The sequence below is a fragment of the Caballeronia sp. S22 genome (genome assembly GCF_964261745.1).
Taxonomy (GTDB): domain Bacteria; phylum Pseudomonadota; class Gammaproteobacteria; order Burkholderiales; family Burkholderiaceae; genus Caballeronia; species Caballeronia jiangsuensis.
The window spans coordinates 630,193-649,216 of the sequence record NZ_OZ180038.1; the positions used below are offsets into that span (position 1 = coordinate 630,193).

General features: G+C 66.2%; 16 protein-coding genes. 2 read left to right on the forward strand and 14 right to left on the reverse strand.

The window, feature by feature from the left end; translation table 11 throughout:
- Nucleotides 1-12 precede the first annotated feature (12 nt).
- The gene (locus ACEN42_RS29525) at nucleotides 13-597 is read left to right on the forward strand and encodes a histidine phosphatase family protein (RefSeq protein ID WP_371883274.1); all 585 of its coding nucleotides are present in this window, start codon (nucleotides 13-15) and stop codon (nucleotides 595-597) included.
- Here ACEN42_RS29525 and ACEN42_RS29530 read toward each other — a convergent pair whose 3' ends face one another.
- The 10 genes from ACEN42_RS29530 to ACEN42_RS29575 all read right to left on the reverse strand — a co-directional run bounded on the left by ACEN42_RS29530 (nucleotide 598) and on the right by ACEN42_RS29575 (nucleotide 10,837).
- Nucleotides 598-1,638 (reverse strand): LacI family DNA-binding transcriptional regulator, encoded by a 1,041-nt coding sequence (locus tag ACEN42_RS29530; protein ID WP_371883275.1) that lies wholly within the window; start codon nucleotides 1,636-1,638, stop codon nucleotides 598-600. It abuts the gene before it with no gap.
- A gap of 4 nt (nucleotides 1,639-1,642) precedes the next feature.
- The gene (locus tag ACEN42_RS29535) at nucleotides 1,643-2,902 is read right to left on the reverse strand and encodes an MFS transporter (RefSeq protein WP_371883979.1); all 1,260 of its coding nucleotides are present in this window, start codon (nucleotides 2,900-2,902) and stop codon (nucleotides 1,643-1,645) included.
- Between the two features lie 85 nt (nucleotides 2,903-2,987).
- Complete coding sequence (locus ACEN42_RS29540) at nucleotides 2,988-3,719, reverse strand: ribonuclease activity regulator RraA (RefSeq protein ID WP_371883276.1); 732 nt, start codon at nucleotides 3,717-3,719, stop codon at nucleotides 2,988-2,990.
- A gap of 13 nt (nucleotides 3,720-3,732) precedes the next feature.
- Nucleotides 3,733-5,466, reverse strand: a complete 1,734-nt coding sequence (araD, locus tag ACEN42_RS29545; RefSeq protein ID WP_371883277.1) for an L-arabinonate dehydratase — start codon at nucleotides 5,464-5,466, stop codon at nucleotides 3,733-3,735.
- A gap of 96 nt (nucleotides 5,467-5,562) precedes the next feature.
- Entirely contained in the window at nucleotides 5,563-6,228 is a 666-nt protein-coding gene (locus ACEN42_RS29550) for a MarC family protein (protein WP_238210913.1), read from the reverse strand.
- A gap of 87 nt (nucleotides 6,229-6,315) precedes the next feature.
- The gene (locus ACEN42_RS29555) at nucleotides 6,316-6,657 is read right to left on the reverse strand and encodes a hypothetical protein (protein WP_187603868.1); all 342 of its coding nucleotides are present in this window, start codon (nucleotides 6,655-6,657) and stop codon (nucleotides 6,316-6,318) included.
- A 65-nt stretch (nucleotides 6,658-6,722) separates the two neighbouring features.
- Nucleotides 6,723-7,481 carry a flagellar brake protein gene (locus tag ACEN42_RS29560; RefSeq protein ID WP_371883278.1) on the reverse strand — a complete coding sequence of 253 codons (759 nt, stop codon included), beginning with the start codon at nucleotides 7,479-7,481 and terminating at the stop codon, nucleotides 6,723-6,725.
- A 222-nt stretch (nucleotides 7,482-7,703) separates the two neighbouring features.
- Nucleotides 7,704-8,684 carry a hypothetical protein gene (locus ACEN42_RS29565; protein ID WP_250485650.1) on the reverse strand — a complete coding sequence of 327 codons (981 nt, stop codon included), beginning with the start codon at nucleotides 8,682-8,684 and terminating at the stop codon, nucleotides 7,704-7,706.
- Between the two features lie 221 nt (nucleotides 8,685-8,905).
- On the reverse strand, nucleotides 8,906-9,988 hold the full coding sequence (locus ACEN42_RS29570) for an alpha/beta fold hydrolase (RefSeq protein WP_238294540.1): 1,083 nt from the start codon (nucleotides 9,986-9,988) through the stop codon (nucleotides 8,906-8,908).
- 216 nt (nucleotides 9,989-10,204) lie between these two features.
- On the reverse strand, nucleotides 10,205-10,837 hold the full coding sequence (locus ACEN42_RS29575) for a TetR/AcrR family transcriptional regulator (protein ID WP_371883279.1): 633 nt from the start codon (nucleotides 10,835-10,837) through the stop codon (nucleotides 10,205-10,207).
- A 156-nt stretch (nucleotides 10,838-10,993) separates the two neighbouring features.
- On the opposite strand from ACEN42_RS29575, the gene ACEN42_RS29580 reads away from it, so the two are divergent.
- Entirely contained in the window at nucleotides 10,994-11,266 is a 273-nt protein-coding gene (locus ACEN42_RS29580) for a hypothetical protein (protein ID WP_238294538.1), read from the forward strand.
- Between the two features lie 21 nt (nucleotides 11,267-11,287).
- Here ACEN42_RS29580 and ACEN42_RS29585 read toward each other — a convergent pair whose 3' ends face one another.
- The 4 genes from ACEN42_RS29585 to ACEN42_RS29600 are packed head-to-tail and all read right to left on the reverse strand — an operon-like array spanning nucleotide 11,288 to nucleotide 18,955.
- Nucleotides 11,288-12,136: a hypothetical protein gene (locus ACEN42_RS29585; protein WP_371883280.1), complete on the reverse strand. Its 849-nt coding sequence runs from the start codon at nucleotides 12,134-12,136 to the stop codon at nucleotides 11,288-11,290.
- Nucleotides 12,136-14,553: an NfrA family protein gene (locus ACEN42_RS29590; protein WP_371883281.1), complete on the reverse strand. Its 2,418-nt coding sequence runs from the start codon at nucleotides 14,551-14,553 to the stop codon at nucleotides 12,136-12,138. Before ACEN42_RS29590 ends, ACEN42_RS29585 begins: the two co-directional genes overlap by 1 nt.
- Nucleotides 14,550-16,727 carry a glycosyl transferase family protein gene (locus ACEN42_RS29595; protein WP_371883980.1) on the reverse strand — a complete coding sequence of 726 codons (2,178 nt, stop codon included), beginning with the start codon at nucleotides 16,725-16,727 and terminating at the stop codon, nucleotides 14,550-14,552. Before ACEN42_RS29595 ends, ACEN42_RS29590 begins: the two co-directional genes overlap by 4 nt.
- Nucleotides 16,727-18,955 carry a cellulose synthase gene (locus ACEN42_RS29600; protein WP_371883282.1) on the reverse strand — a complete coding sequence of 743 codons (2,229 nt, stop codon included), beginning with the start codon at nucleotides 18,953-18,955 and terminating at the stop codon, nucleotides 16,727-16,729. The genes ACEN42_RS29595 and ACEN42_RS29600 overlap by 1 nt, the downstream gene beginning before the upstream one ends.
- Nucleotides 18,956-19,024 lie beyond the last annotated feature (69 nt).

The window sequence follows — 19,024 nt, forward strand, 5'->3', positions numbered from 1 at the left end:
CGGGTGAACGACATGAACATGAAAGGCGGCGTCCATATCTGGCTGATCCGGCATGGCGAAACCGAATGGAGCAAGTCGGGCCAGCACACCGGCACGACCGACATCCCGCTCACCGACGAAGGCCGCAAGCAGGCAACCGCGCTCGCGCCGGTTCTCGCGTCCCAGTCTTTCGATCTCGTGCTGACGAGCCCGATGAACCGCGCGATCGAAACCTGCCGCCTCGCGGGTCTCTCCGAACACGCGCAGGTCGAGCCGGAACTGCACGAGTGGAATTACGGCATCTACGAAGGCCGCAAAACGCAGGATATCCGCGAGGAAGTGCCGGACTGGTCGGTATGGACGTCGCCGATTCCCGAAGGCGAGAATCTCGCCGATGTCGGCAGGCGCGCGCAGGCGCTCATCGACAAGCTGCTCGCCACGAACGCGACGCACATCGCGCTCTTTTCGCACGCGCATTTCTCGCGCGTGTTCGGCGCGCAATGGGCGACGGGCTCGCCGTCGCTCGGCGCGCATCTCGCGATGGACACCGCCGCGATGAGCGTGCTCGGCTTCGAGCGCGACGTGCGCGCGATCATCAAGTGGAATCTTCTGCCGTAATCAAAGCGTCTCGCGCTCGACCATTTCGAAGCCCACATCGACGAGCGTTTTCTCCGTCGCGCCGCCGAGCCTGTCGATGAGGCAGCGCGCCGCCGTCGCGCCGATGCGCTTGCCGTCCACGCGCACGGTCGTGAGCGCGGGGATCGCGTCGGCGGTGAATTCGAGATCGCCGAAGCCGCACACGGCGATGCGCCCGGGAATGTCGATCGCGAGCCGGCGCGCCTCGGACACGACGCCGAGCGCGAGCAGATCGGAACTGCAGAAGATCGCATCGACGCCCGCGCGCATGTCGAGCACGCGCCGCAAGCCTTCCTTGCCGAGCGCGATCGAACTGGGCGGCGGCATCAGCATTTCGGTGACATCGTTCACGCCGTGCTTCGCGAGCGTCTCCACGAAGCCTCGCCGCCGCGCGAGCGCACGCTGGTCGTTCGCGGATACGAGCGCAGGGCGGCGCGTGCCGCGCGCGAGAAAGCGCTCGGCCACCATCACGCCGATGCGGTAATGCGAGAAGCCGACGAGCATGTCGATGGGATCGTCGCTCATGTCCCACGTCTCGACGATCGGAATGCCGATCTTGCGCAGGCGCTCTCGCAGCGTCGGCGTGTGCGCGACGCCGGTGAGGAATACGCCTTCGGGTCGGCGGCTCAGCACGGCGTCGAGCAACGGGGCTTCGTCTTCGTCGCTGTAACCGGACAGGCCGAGCAGCACCTGATAGCCGGCGCGCGACATCGTATCGCTGAAAACCTGCACGGTTTCGGAGAAGAGCGAATGTGCGACGGTCGGCACGATCGCCGCGATCAGACGCGACTTCGCCGACGACAACCCGCCCGCCAGCCGGTTCGGCACGTAGCCCAGTTCCGCGACAGCATGGCGCACGCGGGCGAGCGTTTCGGGCGCGACGGTGTCGGGCGCGTTGAACACGCGCGAGACCGTGATGGGCGAGACGCCTGCGATGGCCGCGACGTCGGTGATTCGCACGCCTTTGGCGCCCGAGCGCGCGCGGCGCGTGGGTGCCGGATCGACGGATTTCGAGGCCGCCATGATGCTAGGCCCGGGACTCGAGCGCCGCGACATCGGCTCGCGCAGCCGCCTCGCGCCGCATCAGAATCATCGTCACGACGGCAAAGATCAGCAGGCAGGCGGCGGGAATGAGCATCGGCGCCTTGACGGAACCGCTCGTCTGTCGAACCCAGGGCACGAGATTCTGCGCGATGAATCCGCCGACATTACCGAGCGAATTGATCGCCGCAATGCCCGCCGCCGCGCGCGCGCCGGTGAGAAACTTCGGCGGTATCGTCCAGAAGCACGGCAACAGCAGATACATGCACGGCGCGCCCAGACACAGCGCAACGAAGCGCAACGTATTGGTCGGCAAAAACACGCTGCCGAGAAAGAACACGACGCCGATCAGCGCGGCCGCCAGCATCGCGGCCGTCGTGCGATCGCCCTTGCGCAGCTTCGACGGAAGCCAGGCGAGCACGATCGTCGCGGCGAGCCACGGCACGATGTTCAGCAGGCCGTTGACCGTGTTCGTCACGCCGAAGCCCTTCACGAGCGTCGGCAGCCAGTAGCTCACGCCGTAGACCGACATCGACAGCATCATGTAGTAAAGCGCCATGCCGATCACGCGCGGTTCCGCGAGCACGCGCAGCACATGCGAGCCGCTCTTCTCGACTTTCGCGGCCTGAAGGCGCTCGGTTTCGAGCGTATCGCCGAGCCACTTTTTTTCGTCATCGGAAAGGAACGCGGCCTTCAGCGGCGATGCCGGCAGCCATAAAAGCACGACCACGGTCAGCAGGACCGAAGGCAGGCCCGTCACGATGAACACGAGCTGCCAGCCCTGAAGATCGAACCAGTTCTTGTCGAGCAGATAGCCGCAGATCGGCGCGCCGACCATGTTGCCGATGCTGCTGCCGAGCGTGAAGTACCCGAGCATGCGCACGCGATGCCGCTGCGGAAACCACAGCGTCAGGTAATAGATCACGCCGGGATAAAGCCCCGCCTCGGACGCGCCGAGCAGAAAACGCAGCACGTAGAACATCGTCGCGTTCTTCGTGAATGCGAGAAGAATGGTGACGATGCCCCACGTCAGCATGATGCGCGCGATCCAGCGCGGCGCGCCGTACTTGTGCAGCATCACGTTGCTCGGAATCTCGAAGATCAGATAGCCGATGAAAAACAGCGACGCGCCGAGCCCATACGCGACTTCGGACATGCCGAGACTGCCGAGCATCTGCAGCTTGGCGAAGCCGATATTCGAGCGGTCGATATACGCGACGAGATACAGCAAGCCGACGAGCGGCATCAGCCGCCATGCGAGGCGGTTGATGAGGCGTTGCTCATCGACATTGGCGTGCGTTGGGGAATGCGTATTCACGGCGTCTCCTCGCTCAGCGCTGCTTGCGCCATTCCTTGTACGCCGCGAGCGTTTCCTCGTTCGGCGGATACGTGCCGCGCAGCATCGCGCCGCCTTCCACGCGCGACGACAGAAATTCCTCCATGACTTCCTGCTCGGTCGCGTCCTGCGCGACTTCGCTGGCCATGTAACGCGGCACGATCACGACGCCATCCACATCGCCGACGACGATATCGCCGGGATACACCGCCACGCCGCCGCATGCGATCGGCACGTTCATATCGACCGCGTGATGCTTCGCGAGATTGAGCGGCGCGCTCGCGCCCGCGCAGAAAAGCGGCAGGCCGATATCGCCGATCGTGCCCGAATCGCGCACGCAGCCGTCCGACACCATGCCCGCGACGCCGCGAATCTTGAGACGCGTCGTGAGGATCGAACCCGTCGACGCGACGCTGCGATCGCCGCGGCAATCCTGCACGAGCACGCTGCCCGGCGGCGCGCTTTCGACGGCCTTGCGCTGCGGATGATCCGGGTTCTGAAACACGCCGACGTGATCGATATCCTCGCGCGCCGGAATATTGCGCAGCGTGAACGCCGGTCCGACCATGTTCGGCGCGCCTTTCACGGGCTTCACGAGCGGCGCGACGCCTTGCAGGAACACGTTGCGCAGGCCGCGCTTGAAGAGTTGCGTCGTGAGCGTCGCGGTGCTGACGTGGCGCAGCAGCTCGATCGTTTCGTCGGAAATGGCGATGTCTTGTGTCGTCATGATCTTGCGCGTCTCAGTGAATGTCAGGCTCGCCGCCGGTCGCGGTCTTTTCTTCGAGGAAATCGAAATCGCAGCCCTTGTCGGCCTGCGTCACGTGCAGTTGATGCATCACGCCGAAGCCGCGCTCGAACGGACGCTTCGGCGGTTTCCATGCGGCCTTGCGCGCGGCGAGCTCGTCATCGGTGATGTCGAGATGCAGGCGGCGCGCGGGCACGTCCAGCTCGACGATATCGCCGTCCTTCACCAACGCGAGCGGCCCGCCGACGAACGATTCCGGCGCCACATGCAGCACGCACGCGCCGTAGCTCGTGCCGCTCATGCGCGCATCGGAGATGCGGACCATGTCGCGCACGCCCTCTTTCAAAAGCTTCTGCGGAATCGGCAACTGGCCCCACTCCGGCATGCCCGGCGCGCCGACCGGGCCCGCGTGCTGAAGCACGATCACCGAATCGGCGGTGACGTCGAGCGCTTCGTCGTCGATGCGCGCGGCCATGTCGGCGTAATCGCTGAACACGACCGCCGGCCCGCGATGCCTGAGCAGATGCGCTTCCATCGCCGCCGGCTTGATCACGGCGCCGTCCGGCGCGAGGTTGCCCGTCAGCACGGCGAGGCCGTCGTTCGGCACCAGCGGATTGGCGCGGCGGCGAATCACGTCGTCGTTGAAAATTTCCGCGCCCGCGATGTTCTCGCCAAGCGTCGCGCCATTGACGGTCAATTGCGAGCCATCAATCAGATCGCCCAACTCCGCGAGCAGCGCGCGCAAACCGCCCGCGTAGAAAAAGTCTTCCATCAGATACTTGCCCGCCGGACGGATGTTGCCGAGCACCGGTGTCACGCGCGCGAGCGCATCGAATCGCGCGGTGGTGATCGGCACGCCCGCGCGCCGCGCGACCGCCACGAGATGCACGATCGCGTTGGTCGAGCCGGACAGCGCGAGCACTGTCGTCACCGCGTTGTCGAAGGATTTCGGCGTGAGAATGTCGGATGGCTTCAGGTCCGTCCACACCATTTCGACGATGCGCTGTCCCGTCAGCGACGCGTGCTGCGCGTGCCGCGAATCCACCGCGGGAATCGACGCGAAGCCCGGCAGCGTCATGCCGAGCGCTTCGGCGGCGCTCGTCATCGTCGATGCGGTGCCCATCGTCATGCAATGGCCCGGCGAGCGCGCGATGCCGCTTTCCACGCCCTTCCACTCGGCCTCGGTGATCTTGCCCGCGCGCAGTTCCGCCCAGTACTTCCACGTATCGGAGCCGCTGCCGAGCGTGCGGCCGTTCCAGTCGCCGCGCAGCATCGGGCCGGCGGGCAGATAGATCGCGGGCAGGTTCATGCTGATCGCGCCCATCAGAAGGCCGGGCGTGGTCTTGTCGCAACCGCCCATCAGCACGCAGCCATCGAACGGATACGAGCGCAGCACTTCCTCGACTTCCATCGCGAGGAAATTGCGGTAGAGCATGGTCGTCGGCTTCTGAAACGGCTCGGCGAGCGTCATCACCGGCATTTCGACGGGAAAGCCGCCCGCCTGCCAGATGCCGCGCTTCACTTCCTCGACGCGCTGCTTGAAGTGCGTGTGGCACGAATTGATTTCGCTCCACGTGTTGAGCACGGCGATGACCGGCTTGCCCATGTAATCGGACGCGTGGTAGCCCATCTGCGCCGTGCGCGAGCGATGGCCGAACGAGCGCAGATCGTTCACGCCGTACCAGCGGTGACTGCGCAGTTCTTCCGGCTTCTTGCGAATCAGAGTCAAGCAGCGTCTCCTTGATGGTAGCGTTACCATTCGATGCCGACAGATGGTAGCGCTGTCATCCGCGAGCGTCGCTTGGGGTTTGTCCGGGGAATTGCGCTACTTGATGGTGAGATGAATCGACGCGATCAGCTCGGACAGCCCGAGCCAGAGTATCTCCACGCCGATGCAGAAGATGACGAAGGCGAAGAGTCGCATCGCGACCTGCGTGCCGGCGGTGCCGAGCAGGCGTTCGAGATGCCCGGCGAAGCGCACGCACACATAGATGCTCGCGCACAGAATCGCCAGCGCGACGGCCACGCCCGCGAGATGCACCGGCTGCAGGCCATGACGCGGCGAGCCGGTGCCGAGCGCGATGGCGACCGCGATCGCGCCCGGCCCGACGGTGATCGGCAGCGTCAGCGGATAGAAGGCCTTCGCGCGCAGTGATGCGCCGCTTCGCGGTTTGGGCGCGGTTTCGGTGGCGTCGTCGTCATCGGGCGCCTGGAGCAGATTCCAGCCCGCCATCGCGACGACCAGGCCGCCCGCCACGCGCAACACCGGAATCGAAATGCCGAAGAACGTCAGCACGTAAGCGCCGATCGAAAGCGACGCCAGCAGGATCGCGAAACTGTTGATGCAGATGCGCCGCGCGAGTTCGGCGCGATCGTCGTCGCCGATATGCGGCAGCATGCTCAGCACGACGAGCGCGGTCGCCGGCGGATTGATGATGGGAAACAACCCGGCGACGATCACGAGAACCGTCTTGGCGAATTCGTTGAGCATGCGCGTCGTTGTCCGTTCGTCTTGGGCGTGCTGCAAGCCCGGACATTGTGCACGCGAAGTCGAAGCGCGTGCGCGGCAATCGACGGTTCAGGCGAATGGCGCGGCGAGAATCAGCGCGCATTCGGTGATGAACGACCCGAGCCCGACGCCGATCAACACGCGCGCGATGACGGTCCACACGCGGCGATCGACATTGCCCGCGCAGCGCCACGCAAGCGTGCACCACAGCAGGTACAGCACCGAGCAGATGGCGAATACGCCCAGCATGCCGGGCCAGAACCAGACGGTGAGCAGCAGAAATGATTCGGGAGCGACGCCGCTCGTCCAGAGGTCGAGATAGACGAACCACCATGCAAGGTGAATCGGCACGCCCAACAGCCACCAGACTTTCCAGAAGCGTTCTTCTCCGCGCCAGGCCTTGCGAAACATGCGTCGTCGTGCAGTGGAAGGAGGCACGCATTCTACTCCACGCGTGTCCCGCATCGGCGCGCGGCTCACGCCGACAGGCTGCGGCGCTTCGCCTCCATGCGCGTGATGAGCCGCTGTAGCACGTTCTCCGCCGCGCCCGAAAGCTGCACGAAGCGGAACCCGACGACATTGCGCACATCGCCGCGCGGCGTGGTCACGGTGCGCGGCGACACGAGTTCGAGATCGACGGGCAACGCCGCGCCCGGGCCGAGATGCAGCACGACATCGTGAAACACGGTGCCGAGCTCCGTTTCCGCGAGACGCGACGTGTCCATGCGCAGCGCGATGCCGCCGAGCGACAGGTCATGCACTTCGTAGCGGAACGCATCGCCGTCGGCGAAAGCGCCCTTCGCGTAGAACGGATCGAGAATCGGCGTCGGCACGCGGAAATATTCGCGGCGCTGGAATTGATACAGCTTCTCGGGAAAGGAGACCTCGAATGCCTGGCGTCCCTCGTGGGTCACGGCACGTGCGGCCAGCGTCGTGAATTCGACGCGCACGCCGTCCGGCGCGCCCTTGAAATACAGCTGACGCGCCTCGAGCAGCGCGCGGTTATCCGACTCCACGCCGCCCCAGTCGAACACGATGCGCGCGCCGCGCACGTCGACTTCCAGCAATTGCGTGACGATCTGCCCTTTGCCGCTCGTGACCGTCAGCATGTCGCGGCGCTGCACGAGATTGCGCAGAACGATGGATATTTCGGATGGCGTGTGTCGCGCGAAGCGCTCGTGGTCTTCCGCGAATTTTTCGATGTCGGATGTGTGCGGCAAGGGTTCGGCGAGCATGATGGTCCAATCTAGTTATCAGTTTGGGACAGCGAACGACGACTACCTGATTTCTCATATGTTGCCCGAAAAGCAAGCACTTCAGTACGTCAGTAACGACTAGGTTTTCACGCCAATTCAGCGTTTTGCAAAGCAGCAAACGCTTTTTGCTTACGAATCGCCTTCAAAAACGACAGAGGCCGGGCGCTGCCGCCCGGCCTCTCGTGCTTCAGACTGAACGCGTCAAGCGAGCGCGTCGAACTCGCTTGTGAGCGCGCGGCGTCGCATCGGCGCGAGCGCGGCTCCGAGGCGCTCGCCCTGCGCCTCGCTGATCAGACTCGTCAGGATCTCGCCGAAGCGCGCTTCATCGACGCCCGAGATGATGTACTGCCAGCGGTACGCATCGATCAGCCCCGCATGCACGCGCGCCTCTTCCTCTTCTGACAGCGCGCGGTCCAGCAGCGTGACGAAATAGTGAGCATCGGCGGCGGCTTGGGCCTGCATCATGCCGTCGATCGCAGCGACCAGATCGATCAGATCGATGATCGCGGCATCGCGCGCGTCGTCGTCGATACGCGCGTCCTCGCGCATCCATTCCAGTTCGTCGATGATCGCGTGCTGCGACTCCTCCTTCCAGTGAAACAGGAAGATGTCCTTGAATAGCGGCGAGAGCGTCGCGTCGCTTTCCATGCTCTGCCGGTAATGCACCTGCGTGACGATTTCGACGCAACACGTCAGCGCGAGAATCGACCACGTGGACTTGCCGAGCACGAACGCGGCGACTTCGTCGGCTTGCGGCACGAAGCGGTAGCCGGAAGGAAGCGCTTCGGCCGCCAGCGCCTCGACGCGGCGAAACAGTTCCTGATGCTTCAGCTCTTCATCCGTGAAACGAACGATCGCTTCGAGCGCGGTCTGATCGCCGAGCGCGTGATCGCGGCCGACTTCCAGCATCTTCGCGCCGACGAAACGCTCGATCATGCCGAACATGTTGGCGTAAGTGCGGCCCTGAATCTGCGACATGAGCCGGCGTTCGCGCGTGTCCAGAAACGGCAGGCGGTTCACCTGGGTGAGCCCGTCGGGCATGAACTTGTGCGCGGGATCGAAATGGCGTCCGCGCAATACGTCGCGGTCGATATCCCAGCGGATGCGGCGGGACACTTCGATGCACTTCGCATAGCGTTGTTGCGTGCTGATCTTGCTGGACTGTTGCTGAACGGCTCTCATGTAGAAACTCCGGGATGACTCTGCGTCGGTGACTGCGATGAAATGTGCGCCGCACGGGCGGCGCTGCGTCGAACAGGTCGGCGCAGGTTGATTCGTCGCGTCACCGTTCTGCGAGCCATTCTCGGGAGAGCCGCGCTTTCGCACATGAGGCGCATGTCCCGGTCGCGAACCGGGACATCGTGTTTTGGCGGCAAAGAAGGGGGACGTGTGTCCCGAAGGGATCAGGCGGGCGCGTCGAAGCCCGCGCGACGCGCAAGCACGATCGCCTGCGCGCGATTTTCGACTTCGAGCTTCGCGAAGATGCTGGTGATGTGATTGCGCACGGTCTTCTCGCTCAGCGCGAGGCGCGCGGCGATCTGCGCGTTGTCGCGGCCGCCCGCGATCAATTCGACGATATCGCGCTCACGCGGCGTCAGCGCGGAAAACGCGGGATCGGCCACGTGCGCCGACGGCAGGAACGCCCGCACTTCCTCGCGCCAGCGTTGCCAGGCGGCGTCGAATTCGAGCGTGAGATGGTTCTCGCTTTCGAGCGGCACGAAGCGCGCGCCGGGAATCTGCCCGGCGAGCAGGCGGCTTTCGTCGAAGGGCACGCGCGCGTCGCCGCTCGCGTGCAGCACGAGTGTCGGGCATTGCACGCGCGGCAGCAGATCGACCACGTCGATTTCGTTGAAGACGCGCATGATGCGCGCGGCATTGCCCGGCGTGGTCGTGAGGCGTTCGAGCTCGTTGAACCAGTGATGCTGCTCGGGCGTGCCGCCGGGGATGAATTGCGTCGTGAAGAACTGCCGGAACGCCGGATTCTGCTTGCCCCAGCCGAGTTCGGCGAGCTTCACGAGCATTTCGGCTTCCTCGCGCATCGCCGGATCGCAGGTGCGCTTGAGCCGGCCGCGCGCGTAGCCGCCGTGCAGCACGAGATGCGTGACGCGCTCCGGATGCGCGACCGCATACGCGATGGCGATCGACGCGCCCTGCGATATCCCGAGCAGCGGAAAGCGTTCGAGGCCGCTCGCATCGACGACGGTTTCGAGATCGCGCAGCCAGGCGTCGAAGGAAATGTCGGCGACATCGTGGTCGGAGAGGCCGCAGCCGCGCTGATCGTAGCGAATCAGCGTGTGGCGGCCGCACAACTCGAGCATCAGATGGCTCCAGACCGGGCTCGTGAAGTCCAGTTCCAGATGACTGAGCCAGTTCGCCGCCTTGATGAGTGGCGGCCCGGAGCCGCAAGTCGCGTACGCGATGCGCACGCCGTCGCTCGCCGGACAAAGGCGGATCTGTTGCCGTGGCATGGACGGGCGCGGCATCATCGGCGTGAGATGTAAGTATGTACTACGTACAAAGGCGATGCCCGCGCGGCAGCCCCGCGCGATTGCTCATGCTCGCGCGTAATGGATTAGAAAGTCAAGGACGGCGCGCGCCGCGCATCTGGCTCGTTACGTCGCCGTGACGCACCGCGAGCGCGCGCAACGGCGGCCACATATGTGGGCCGAGATCGTTTCACGCAGCGCGCCTCGATCGCGCGTTCAGCGTTTCGCGCGCAGCGGCAGCGTGTCGATGAACTGATCGATCGCCGCGAAGAGCGCCGCGCGGCGCACGCCGTCCTGCGCCTGAATCGACAAACCCGCGAACAGCGTCATGCACAACGCGGCGAGCGCCTGAACATCGGTGCGCGCGTCGAGCTCGCCATTTTCGACGCCTTGCGCGAGCCGTTGCGCGACGATCGACGCCACCTTGCGCCTGCGCTTCTGCATCTCGCTGCGCAACTGCGCGTGCTCCGCGCCGACGGACATCGCGCCCAAAAAGATCATGCAGCCGCGTGGATTCTGCGTGCCGGTAAAAAGCTCGATGCTCGCGCGAAACATCGCGCGCAGGCCATCGCACACGGATTCGTGCGCCTGCAACTGCCTGAGCGCCACGCCGCCTTCCGCATCCGTATAGAGCGCGATCGCCTCACGGTACAAGTCTTCCTTGCTGCCGAACGCGGCGTAGAGGCTCGGTGAGTTGATGCCCATTGCCTCGACGAGATCGGCCATCGAGCAGTTGTCGAAGCCCTTGGCCCAGAACACTTCCATCGCGCATCGCAAGGCCGCTTCGCGATCGAATGCGCGCGGCCGCCCGCGCGTCTTGTGCTGCGTCTCCCGCACTTCCGGCGACATGTCTCGCTCCTTGCGCGTGCCAGCGATTGTCATGCGCATTGAAATTCTGAATTATGTGCCGATCGTAACAAAATAACTGGACGCCGTCATCCGGCGATGTTTAAATATCTGTATCGATCGTTACATAAATATCGGAACCTTCTTGGGAGTGTCGTCATGAAATCGACTTTGTCCGCGCTTGCCGCTGCTTTGCTGTTGATGAGCCCGCTGATGTCGTTCGCGCAAACCACGGCGACGGCGGCATCGCCCGCGCCGTATTCGGTGTTCGTCGATCAGCCTACCGGCTTCACGTTCGTGAAGATGCCGTCGGGATGGAAGTTCGTCGGCGCGGTGTCGAAGGAAGAGGCGCAGCATGTGCCGGCCAGCGTGCTGACGTCGGTGTTGCCTGGTGACTCGGCGCGTGCAATCGATACCGCGTCGGTCAAGTAAGCGTCACGCTTCGATGGGCCGCTAATGCCGTCGATAGGCATCGAGCAGCCCTTGCACGATGTCCGCCGAAACGTAATGCGGCCCATCGAAGAGATAGGTTTTGTAACCCCGGTATGCATCGATCTGCGGCTTTAGTTCGTCCACGGTCGCCGATCGAAATCCGCCGCCCACTTGCGGCCGGAACGCTTCCGCGATGATCCGCACGCGACGCCGCCCGAGCTTCGCCGCAATCTGGTCCGCATACTCCCGCGCGACGCGTGGCTCGCGCGCATACACGCCGCAGCCGTCCTGCAGCAACACGCCCACATCGCGCGGCAGCCACTGATCGAGCCATTCCGCGAGCGCCGCGCCACCCACGTTCGCGCGATCATAAACGCTGATCCACAACGGTCGCGGCAACGCATCGAGCATCGTGCGCAACGCGCCCGCGTTCTGCCAGGTCGGATCGATCTCGACGGGAAAGTAGTAGCCCGTCACATGCACGGGCGGATGCGCCTCCGCGAGCCGCATCGATTCGACGACCAGTTGCGCCACGTTCGCGCGCGCCGCCGCTTCGTCGAAACGGCCCGCGAGTCCGACGATCACGTTGCGCGCCCACGGCTCCTGCCCGATGCGATCCCAGTCCGGCATCTTCGGCGCCGCGCTCAACCCGGCGCCGGGCACGAACGCGATGCCATCCACCGCCGTCCATTGCACGATGAGTTCATGCGCGCCGAGCCGGTCCCAGTCGCCGCGCGGATCGGCGTGCGCATTGTCGGGCTGCCAGACGATGCCGTCGACGAGACGCATGCGCGCGGCATCGGCATGAGCGGAAGCCGGACCGAGCGCGAGGCAGCACGCAATGACGAGGACGGAGAATAGGGAGGGCATCAGTACGAGAATACCGCGCCGAAAAACACGCCTTTCGCGCGATCGTCGCCCGCAACGCGGAAGCGATACTGCACCGCCACATCCACGAACGAGCGTGGCGCGTCATACGGCCCGCCACGGAACCAGTAGCGCGCCGCCACGCCCGCGCCGATGCCCACCGGCACGCTGTGATCGATCGCCGAATCGTAGTCCATGCCGACGACCGCATGCGGAAACACCGTGAGGCGCGGGCTCACCGAATCGACGCGATACGTGCGGCCGAGACGCGCGTTCGCGGTCGCGTAGGTCGAATCGTTCTGGATGTAATGGCCCGCCTCGCCGTAGACCGTGCCCGTCCACCAGCTTGGCACGTCGAGCCTGCGCGTGTCGCCGAAACCGTTCGAATACGCGGCGCGCGCGAGCCAGTCGGAGCGCACGTCCGAGCCGATCGGCAGAATCTTCTCGATCGCGAAAATCGCATTCGCCGATGCGAACGGCTTCACGCGCACGCCGACCGCCGCCTGCAACGTCGATGCCCCCGACGGACCGCCGCCCTTCACGCCGAAGTTCTCGTAGCCGCGCGCGTACACCTCGAACATGCGGTCGCCGAGACTGCCGAACGGACGCCAGTACGCCTCCGCGCCCGCCTGCCAGTTGTTCGACACGCCCGGCGTCGGTGCGAACGCGAAACCTTGCTGCGCACCGCTGCCGCGATAGTTCACCGACGCGCTGAAGCCCCAGTTGCGCGTCGCTTCGGCGTGCGCCGCGCGCGCGTCGTTCAGCGCTTCGGGCGTGAGCGCCTCGCCGGCGGGCGCATCCGCGCTATGGTCGATCGCGCGTTCCAGATACCTCACGCCTTCCTCGTTGCGACGCAGGTTGAGCGCCGCGTAGCCGGCGTCCGCTTCCGCCGATGCGGGCAGCTTGCCCTCACGATCGGCACGCGCGAAGTAATCCAGTGCGAGCGCGCTGTCGCCCGCGCGCTGCGCGATGAACGCGGCCTGCGTGTCGGTCATGGAATCGAGCAGGTTCGCATCGATCAGGGCCCGCGCTTCGTTCGAAGCCTCGCGCGTGCGGCCCGTCGCCGCGAGCGCATCGATCAGCGCAATGCGCGGCTGCGGATCGTCGGGCACTTCGGCAATCGCCGTGCGCCAGAAACCGATGGCCGCGCCGCGATCGCCGCGACGTTCGGCAAGACGCGCTCCGCGTGTCGCGGCGAGCGCGGGATCGTGCGCGTAGACATCGCACGATGCGCCGAACTGGTCTTCGCGGCACTCGAATGTCGGACGCGCGCGCGGATCGATTTGCGCTGTCTGCGTCGCGGCCAACCGCAACATCGTTTGCGCGCGATGGCGGCGCAACGTGATCGCGGCGTCGGCGTCGTCGGGCGTTTGGGTCGCGACCGGCGGCAGCGCATCGAGCGCCGCCTGCGCGTTGCCTTGCGCGAGCCGCACGTCCGCGACGATCGTGCGCGCGACGCGGACATCGCGGTTCTTTCGCCCGTCGTTCGCCTCGATCGAAAGCGCGTGCGCGAAGTCGGCGTCCGCATCGCCGCCACGCGCCGCGCGGGCATAACCGTGCAGCGCCCAGGCAAGCGCATCGTCACGATCGATCGCGATTGCATCGCTCGTCGCAGCCTCCACGCCCGCGAGATCGCCGCGCGCGAACAATATCTCGATGAGCTGCATGCGGAAATCCATCCGCGCGGGCGCATACATGACCGCCTTGCGCGCGAATCCTCGCGCCGCGTCGAGATCGCCGCGCCCGCGCGCCGCATACGCGGACTTCGATGCATCCGGCGCGAGCCGGTCGCCGATGAAGCGCCGCCGCTCGCGCAACGCGTCGCTGTCGCCGAAGCGCGTCGATGCATCGACGGCGGCGTCGTAGGCGGCGGCATCGTCGCCGGATGCGGCGAGCGAGTCGATCAGCAGATAGCGCAGACGCTCGGCCTGCGGCGCGAGGCGCACGGCTTCGCGGCTTTCGGCCGCCGCCGACGCGTAATCCTTCTTCGCATAATCGCGATACGCCGCGCGCGCCGCCTTCAGCGCCGGCTCCGGCAAATCGCTAGGCACGCCGCCCGCACCGCCCGACGCAATCAGAATATCGATCTGTCTGCGCCGCGCGCTCAGCGAAGGCGACGGACCGAGCTGCGCGATGGCTTCGCTGAGCACACGGCTCGCCTCTTTCAGACGCCCGCGCGCCGCGAGCGAATTCGCAAGCAGCAGACGCAGTTCCGCGACATCGGGCCGCTGGCGAATCGCCTCGCGCGCCCCGGCGATGGCATCGGCGTAACGATGCTCGCCGTACGCCGCGAACGCCTCGCGCGCCACGCGATACGCCGCGCCGCTCAAAGGCAGCGGCAAGGTTTCGTCCGCACGCGACGCAGCCGCGGCGCACAACGCGAGCGCGGCGCACAACGCAACGCGAACACGCGAGCTCATCGAATGCCGGCCCGCGCGAGATAGCGGCGGCGCTGCTCCGCGACCGCGGCGGTGAGCGCATCGGAGGTGATGATCCGCTCCGCCACCATGTAATCGCCGATGCGTCCGTGCCGCTCCGGCCGATAGTCCCGCAACGCGGCCTCGAACGCGCTGCGCGTGACGAGCCCCATTTCGATCATGATGTCGCCGAGCAAAGGCACGCCGCTCGCGGCCGTGGCATCAGAAAGCGCGGGCGACGCATCGTCTTCGGCATCGCCCGTATGGACCGGCATGCCGACCGCGCGCAGCATCCGCAGCCCCGCCGCGATCTCGCTCTCGCGCACGATATGCAGCGCGACCGGGCAGCCCGCCGTCGCGCGCAATTCGGCGAGCGACTCATCGTCGAGCAGGCTCGCGCAGACGAACACGGCGTGCCCGTTCGCATCGATGTCCTGCGGCAGCGCGCGCAGCCGCACGAGCGTCTCGGGCGTCGCGATGCGCGTCAGGTCCATGCGCGCCGCATCGAACCGGCCGCGCGGCAGGTCCGCCTGGAACGCGATCGCTTCCGCGAGGGTTTCCTCGTCGAGCCAGCCGCGCGTGATGAGCACACGGCCGATCGGCGCTTCGCGCGCGTGATCGGTCTGCCGCGCTTCTTCGAGCCGTTCGGGCGCGATCGCCTGCCACGAAACGAGCAGTTCGCCCAGATCCTGCCGCGTGTCGCGCAGGCCCTCGTTGCTGGGGAAATCGTGCATCGTCTTGTCCCACGCGAGCCGCCGCCCCGTCACCATATGCACGATGAAAAGCCGCCACGCGCGCGCCACCGCCATGAAATTGATGATGTTGCTGATGACCATGCGCGGCACCGACAGCACACCGTGCTCCCAGCCGTAGAGCCGCGTCGTGAAGATGATGCGCTGCGTGACGCGCAACACGAGCGCGACGGAGTTCGCGGCGAGCAGCGCCTGCAGCCAGACCGAATCGATGAACGGCGACGGGAAAAAATCGCGCGCGAGACCGAAATACGAAGCCGTGGCGAACAGCATGAACTGTACGGCGAGCAGATACGCGAACATGCCGACGAACGCCGTCACCACGCCCTTGCGGTCGCGCATCAGCAGATAGCGGTTCGCGAGCGATCCGCTCCAGCCCGTCAGCGCCCAGCCCTGCAAGCCGATGCCGAGCGTCCAGCGCGCGCGCTGCCGGTAGGCGGTGCGAAACGTGTCGGGGAAAAATTCGCGCACGCACAGCGGCATCGTCAGTCTGATTTCGCGCTCGGGGCCGAGGCCGAACCAGCCCTTGCGCCGCGTCGTGAACTCGACGGGAAAGAGCGGAAAGATCGACTGCATGCCGAGCCGCGTGATGCGCGTGCCGATGTCGTAATCTTCGGTGAGGCTTTCGGTGTTGAACGGCTGCTGCTCCGTCTCTTCGACGAGCGTAAGAATCGCGCGGCGCGAGAAACACGTGCCTACGCCCGCCGACGGCACCGCGCCCGCAAGGCTCTCGCGCACGACGAGATCCTTCGCGTGCCATTCCGCGAACTCGTCCATGTACGTGCCCGCGACCAGTTCGAACCAGTGCCGTTCGAGCGACGCCACCGGCAACTGGATCATGTCCTTGCGCGGCAGGAGATAGTTGAAGAACTTCAGTTCGACGGGATGCAGCACGTCTTCGCTGTCGTGCATCACGATGCCCGCGAACTCCATCCCCGCTTCGAACTCGTGATGTAGGATCGCCTGCACGAGCCAGTTGAGGCAGTCGGCCTTGCACGTCGGGCCGTCGTGCGGCACTTCCACGCGATGCAGATGCTTGTAGCGATGCCGCATGCGCTCCACTTCGGCGATCGTCGCGGCATCGTTCTGATACGTGCCGACGAACACCGTGTACGCGCGATAGTCGAGCACGCGCACGAGATCCTCGATCATCGCGGCGATCACGTCGTCCTCTTGCCACGCGGGCACCATGATCGCGATGGGCTGCTCCTCGCGCGCGTAGAGCTGCTCGACGGTGAGCGGCGCATAGCGGCGCTCGACCGTCACGCGCCGCCAGAGCTTGCGCGTCCAGTACCAGATGTCGATGAAGAGATCGTCCAGGCTCGAAAGCAGGATGATCGCCGCGACCGTCGCGGCCACGTATTCGAGTCCCTGGTAGTACTCGGCGAGCAGGAGCTCGCCGTACCACCTGAGCGCCTCCAGCATCACGCGCGATCCTCGTCGTCGCCGGCGCGCGCGTTGCGATGTCTGCGGCGCGCGTGGCCCGCGAGCGCGATCAGTGCGAGCAGCAGCACCACGAGCACGGCCGGAATGCCCCAGCGCGCCCAATGCCGCGTGACCCAGTCGGCGCTCGACGCGGGCTCGTCGGTCATCTCTTCCGGATTGACCGTGTCGAACTGTTTGAGCACGCCGCTGCCGTCGACCACGGCGATATTGCCGCGCGAAAGCTGCAGCTTGTCGGTCAGCACCGGCGCCGCGCCCGCCGATCGATACACGAGGCCGCTCTCGCCGCCCGCGCTCGCGACGCTCACCACCGCGACGCGCGAGAGCCCGGACATGTCGAGCAGCGTGTCGCCCGCGGGCGATGTCAGCGAAAGACGCTCGGCCGAATAGACGGCGGGATTCTTCTCGTCGGCGAGTTTGACGTCGGCGGCGAGGAACGGGCCGTCGGGCTGCGCCGCCGCGTCTCCCGCGCTTACCGCGAATTTCGCCGAGACCGGCGCGATGCCCGCCGCGCCGGTCAGCACGGCGAGGCGCGGCACGCTGTTCAGGGCATCGTCGAGATAGGCGCGCGGCACGTACACCGTCGCCGACGACGCATAGCGCGCCGCCATGCCCGCGAAGGTGTTGTCGGGCGTCCCTTTCGCGAGACGCAGATGGCTCGACGGCAGCACGGCGACGGGATACGTCTGGCGCGCCTGGCAGCCGCCGTCGGGCTGGCGGCGGAAGGTCACGCGCAGATCGTTGGTGCGCGCGAGCGCGTAACGCGGAATCGGCGCGACGAGACGCTGACGCGCGCCATCGACGTTGATGAGTTTCGCGCCGATCATCACGTCGTTGAAGTACACGGTCGCGGTCGCGCCGCCGTTCGAAAGCGTCGGCGACGCCGCGAGATCGAGCACGACCTGCTCCGGCAAGCGGCCGTTGCCGGACGCCGCGGCGAGATCGAAGCGCGCATCCCAGGACGCGGCCGTCTGCACGTCGACGCTGCGCGGATCGCCGCCGAGATCGGACAGCGCGATGGTGTCGCCGCGCGTTTGCTGCGCCACGTCGATGCGATGCACGACCACGCGATTCGATACGTCGATGGGACGCCAGCCGTGCGCGAGCGCGCCGATGCCGCGCGTGTCGCCGACGACGATCATCGCGCGGCCGCCCACATGCGCGACGCGCACTTCGCCCGGCGCGAGCGGCGACGTCAATTGGGACGCGGTCTGCCTGCGCCATGCGTCGAAGGCGGCGAGCGCATCGCCCGATGTGCTCGCGACCTGCGCGCGCAATGCGTCGAGCGCGCGGTCGATGGCTTTGCGCATCGTTTCGTCGGTGACGACCACGTCCGGGCCGAACGCCGAGCGCGCGCCGAGCGCGACGAGCGCGCCGAGTTCCGCGTCGTCGGCGATCGCGTGCTTGCCGCCCGCCGCCAGCGCAGCGAACGCGGCAACACTACGCAGCGGCGCGGGCACGTCGAGGCCGGTGAGATCGACCATATCGCCCACGGATGGAAGCGCCTGCATCACGGGGCGTTTTCCATCGCGTTGCAGCAGCGCATCGGTGCGCCAGGCGGTGTCGAATGCGTTCGTCGAAAGCTTGCGCCCCGAGACCGCGAGCACCGGCGCATACGGCAGCGCGCTCCATGCGGTGCGCAGGTCCTGCACGTCGGCGGGATTGAAGCGGAACGTGAGACGCGTCGTAGGATCGACACGCAGCACGTTGCCGATAGCCGTTTGATCCGCGCACTCGCCCTGACTGACCACCGACGCGAAGCCGAGGCCCATGCGCACGAAACCGGTGGAACGCGCCGCGCCATCGACGCCGAGATTGACCGACACGCCGCCCGCATCCTGCGTGAACGCGCGCGCGAGCACGGGCGAGCCATCGAGCGAAACGAGCATCGTCACGCGACCGCCGTCGCCGCGCACATAGCCGCCGTCGAATTGCAGTGCGGCATCGGTGATCGGCACGCCGGCGGGCACCGGCAGGAAGAACTCGCGGCGCGTGTCGGGCGCGTTGAGCGTCACGCTTTCGATGAGGCCGAGCTGTCGCAAGGTCACGGTGCGCGTTTCCGGCACGTCGGCGCCGAGCCGTCCGAGCGCGCCGGCGATGCCGGTGTCCGTCGTGGCCGCGCCGAAGGCTGCGTGCTGCAGACCCGCAAACAGCGCGATTGAAGCCAGAACGGCACGCAGGCCGCGCCGCTTGAAGATGTGGTTGACCAAGTTGATGACTCGAAGTTGACGCAACGTGCCGGGATGGCCGCGAAGGCACATGCACGTCGCGCGACAGGC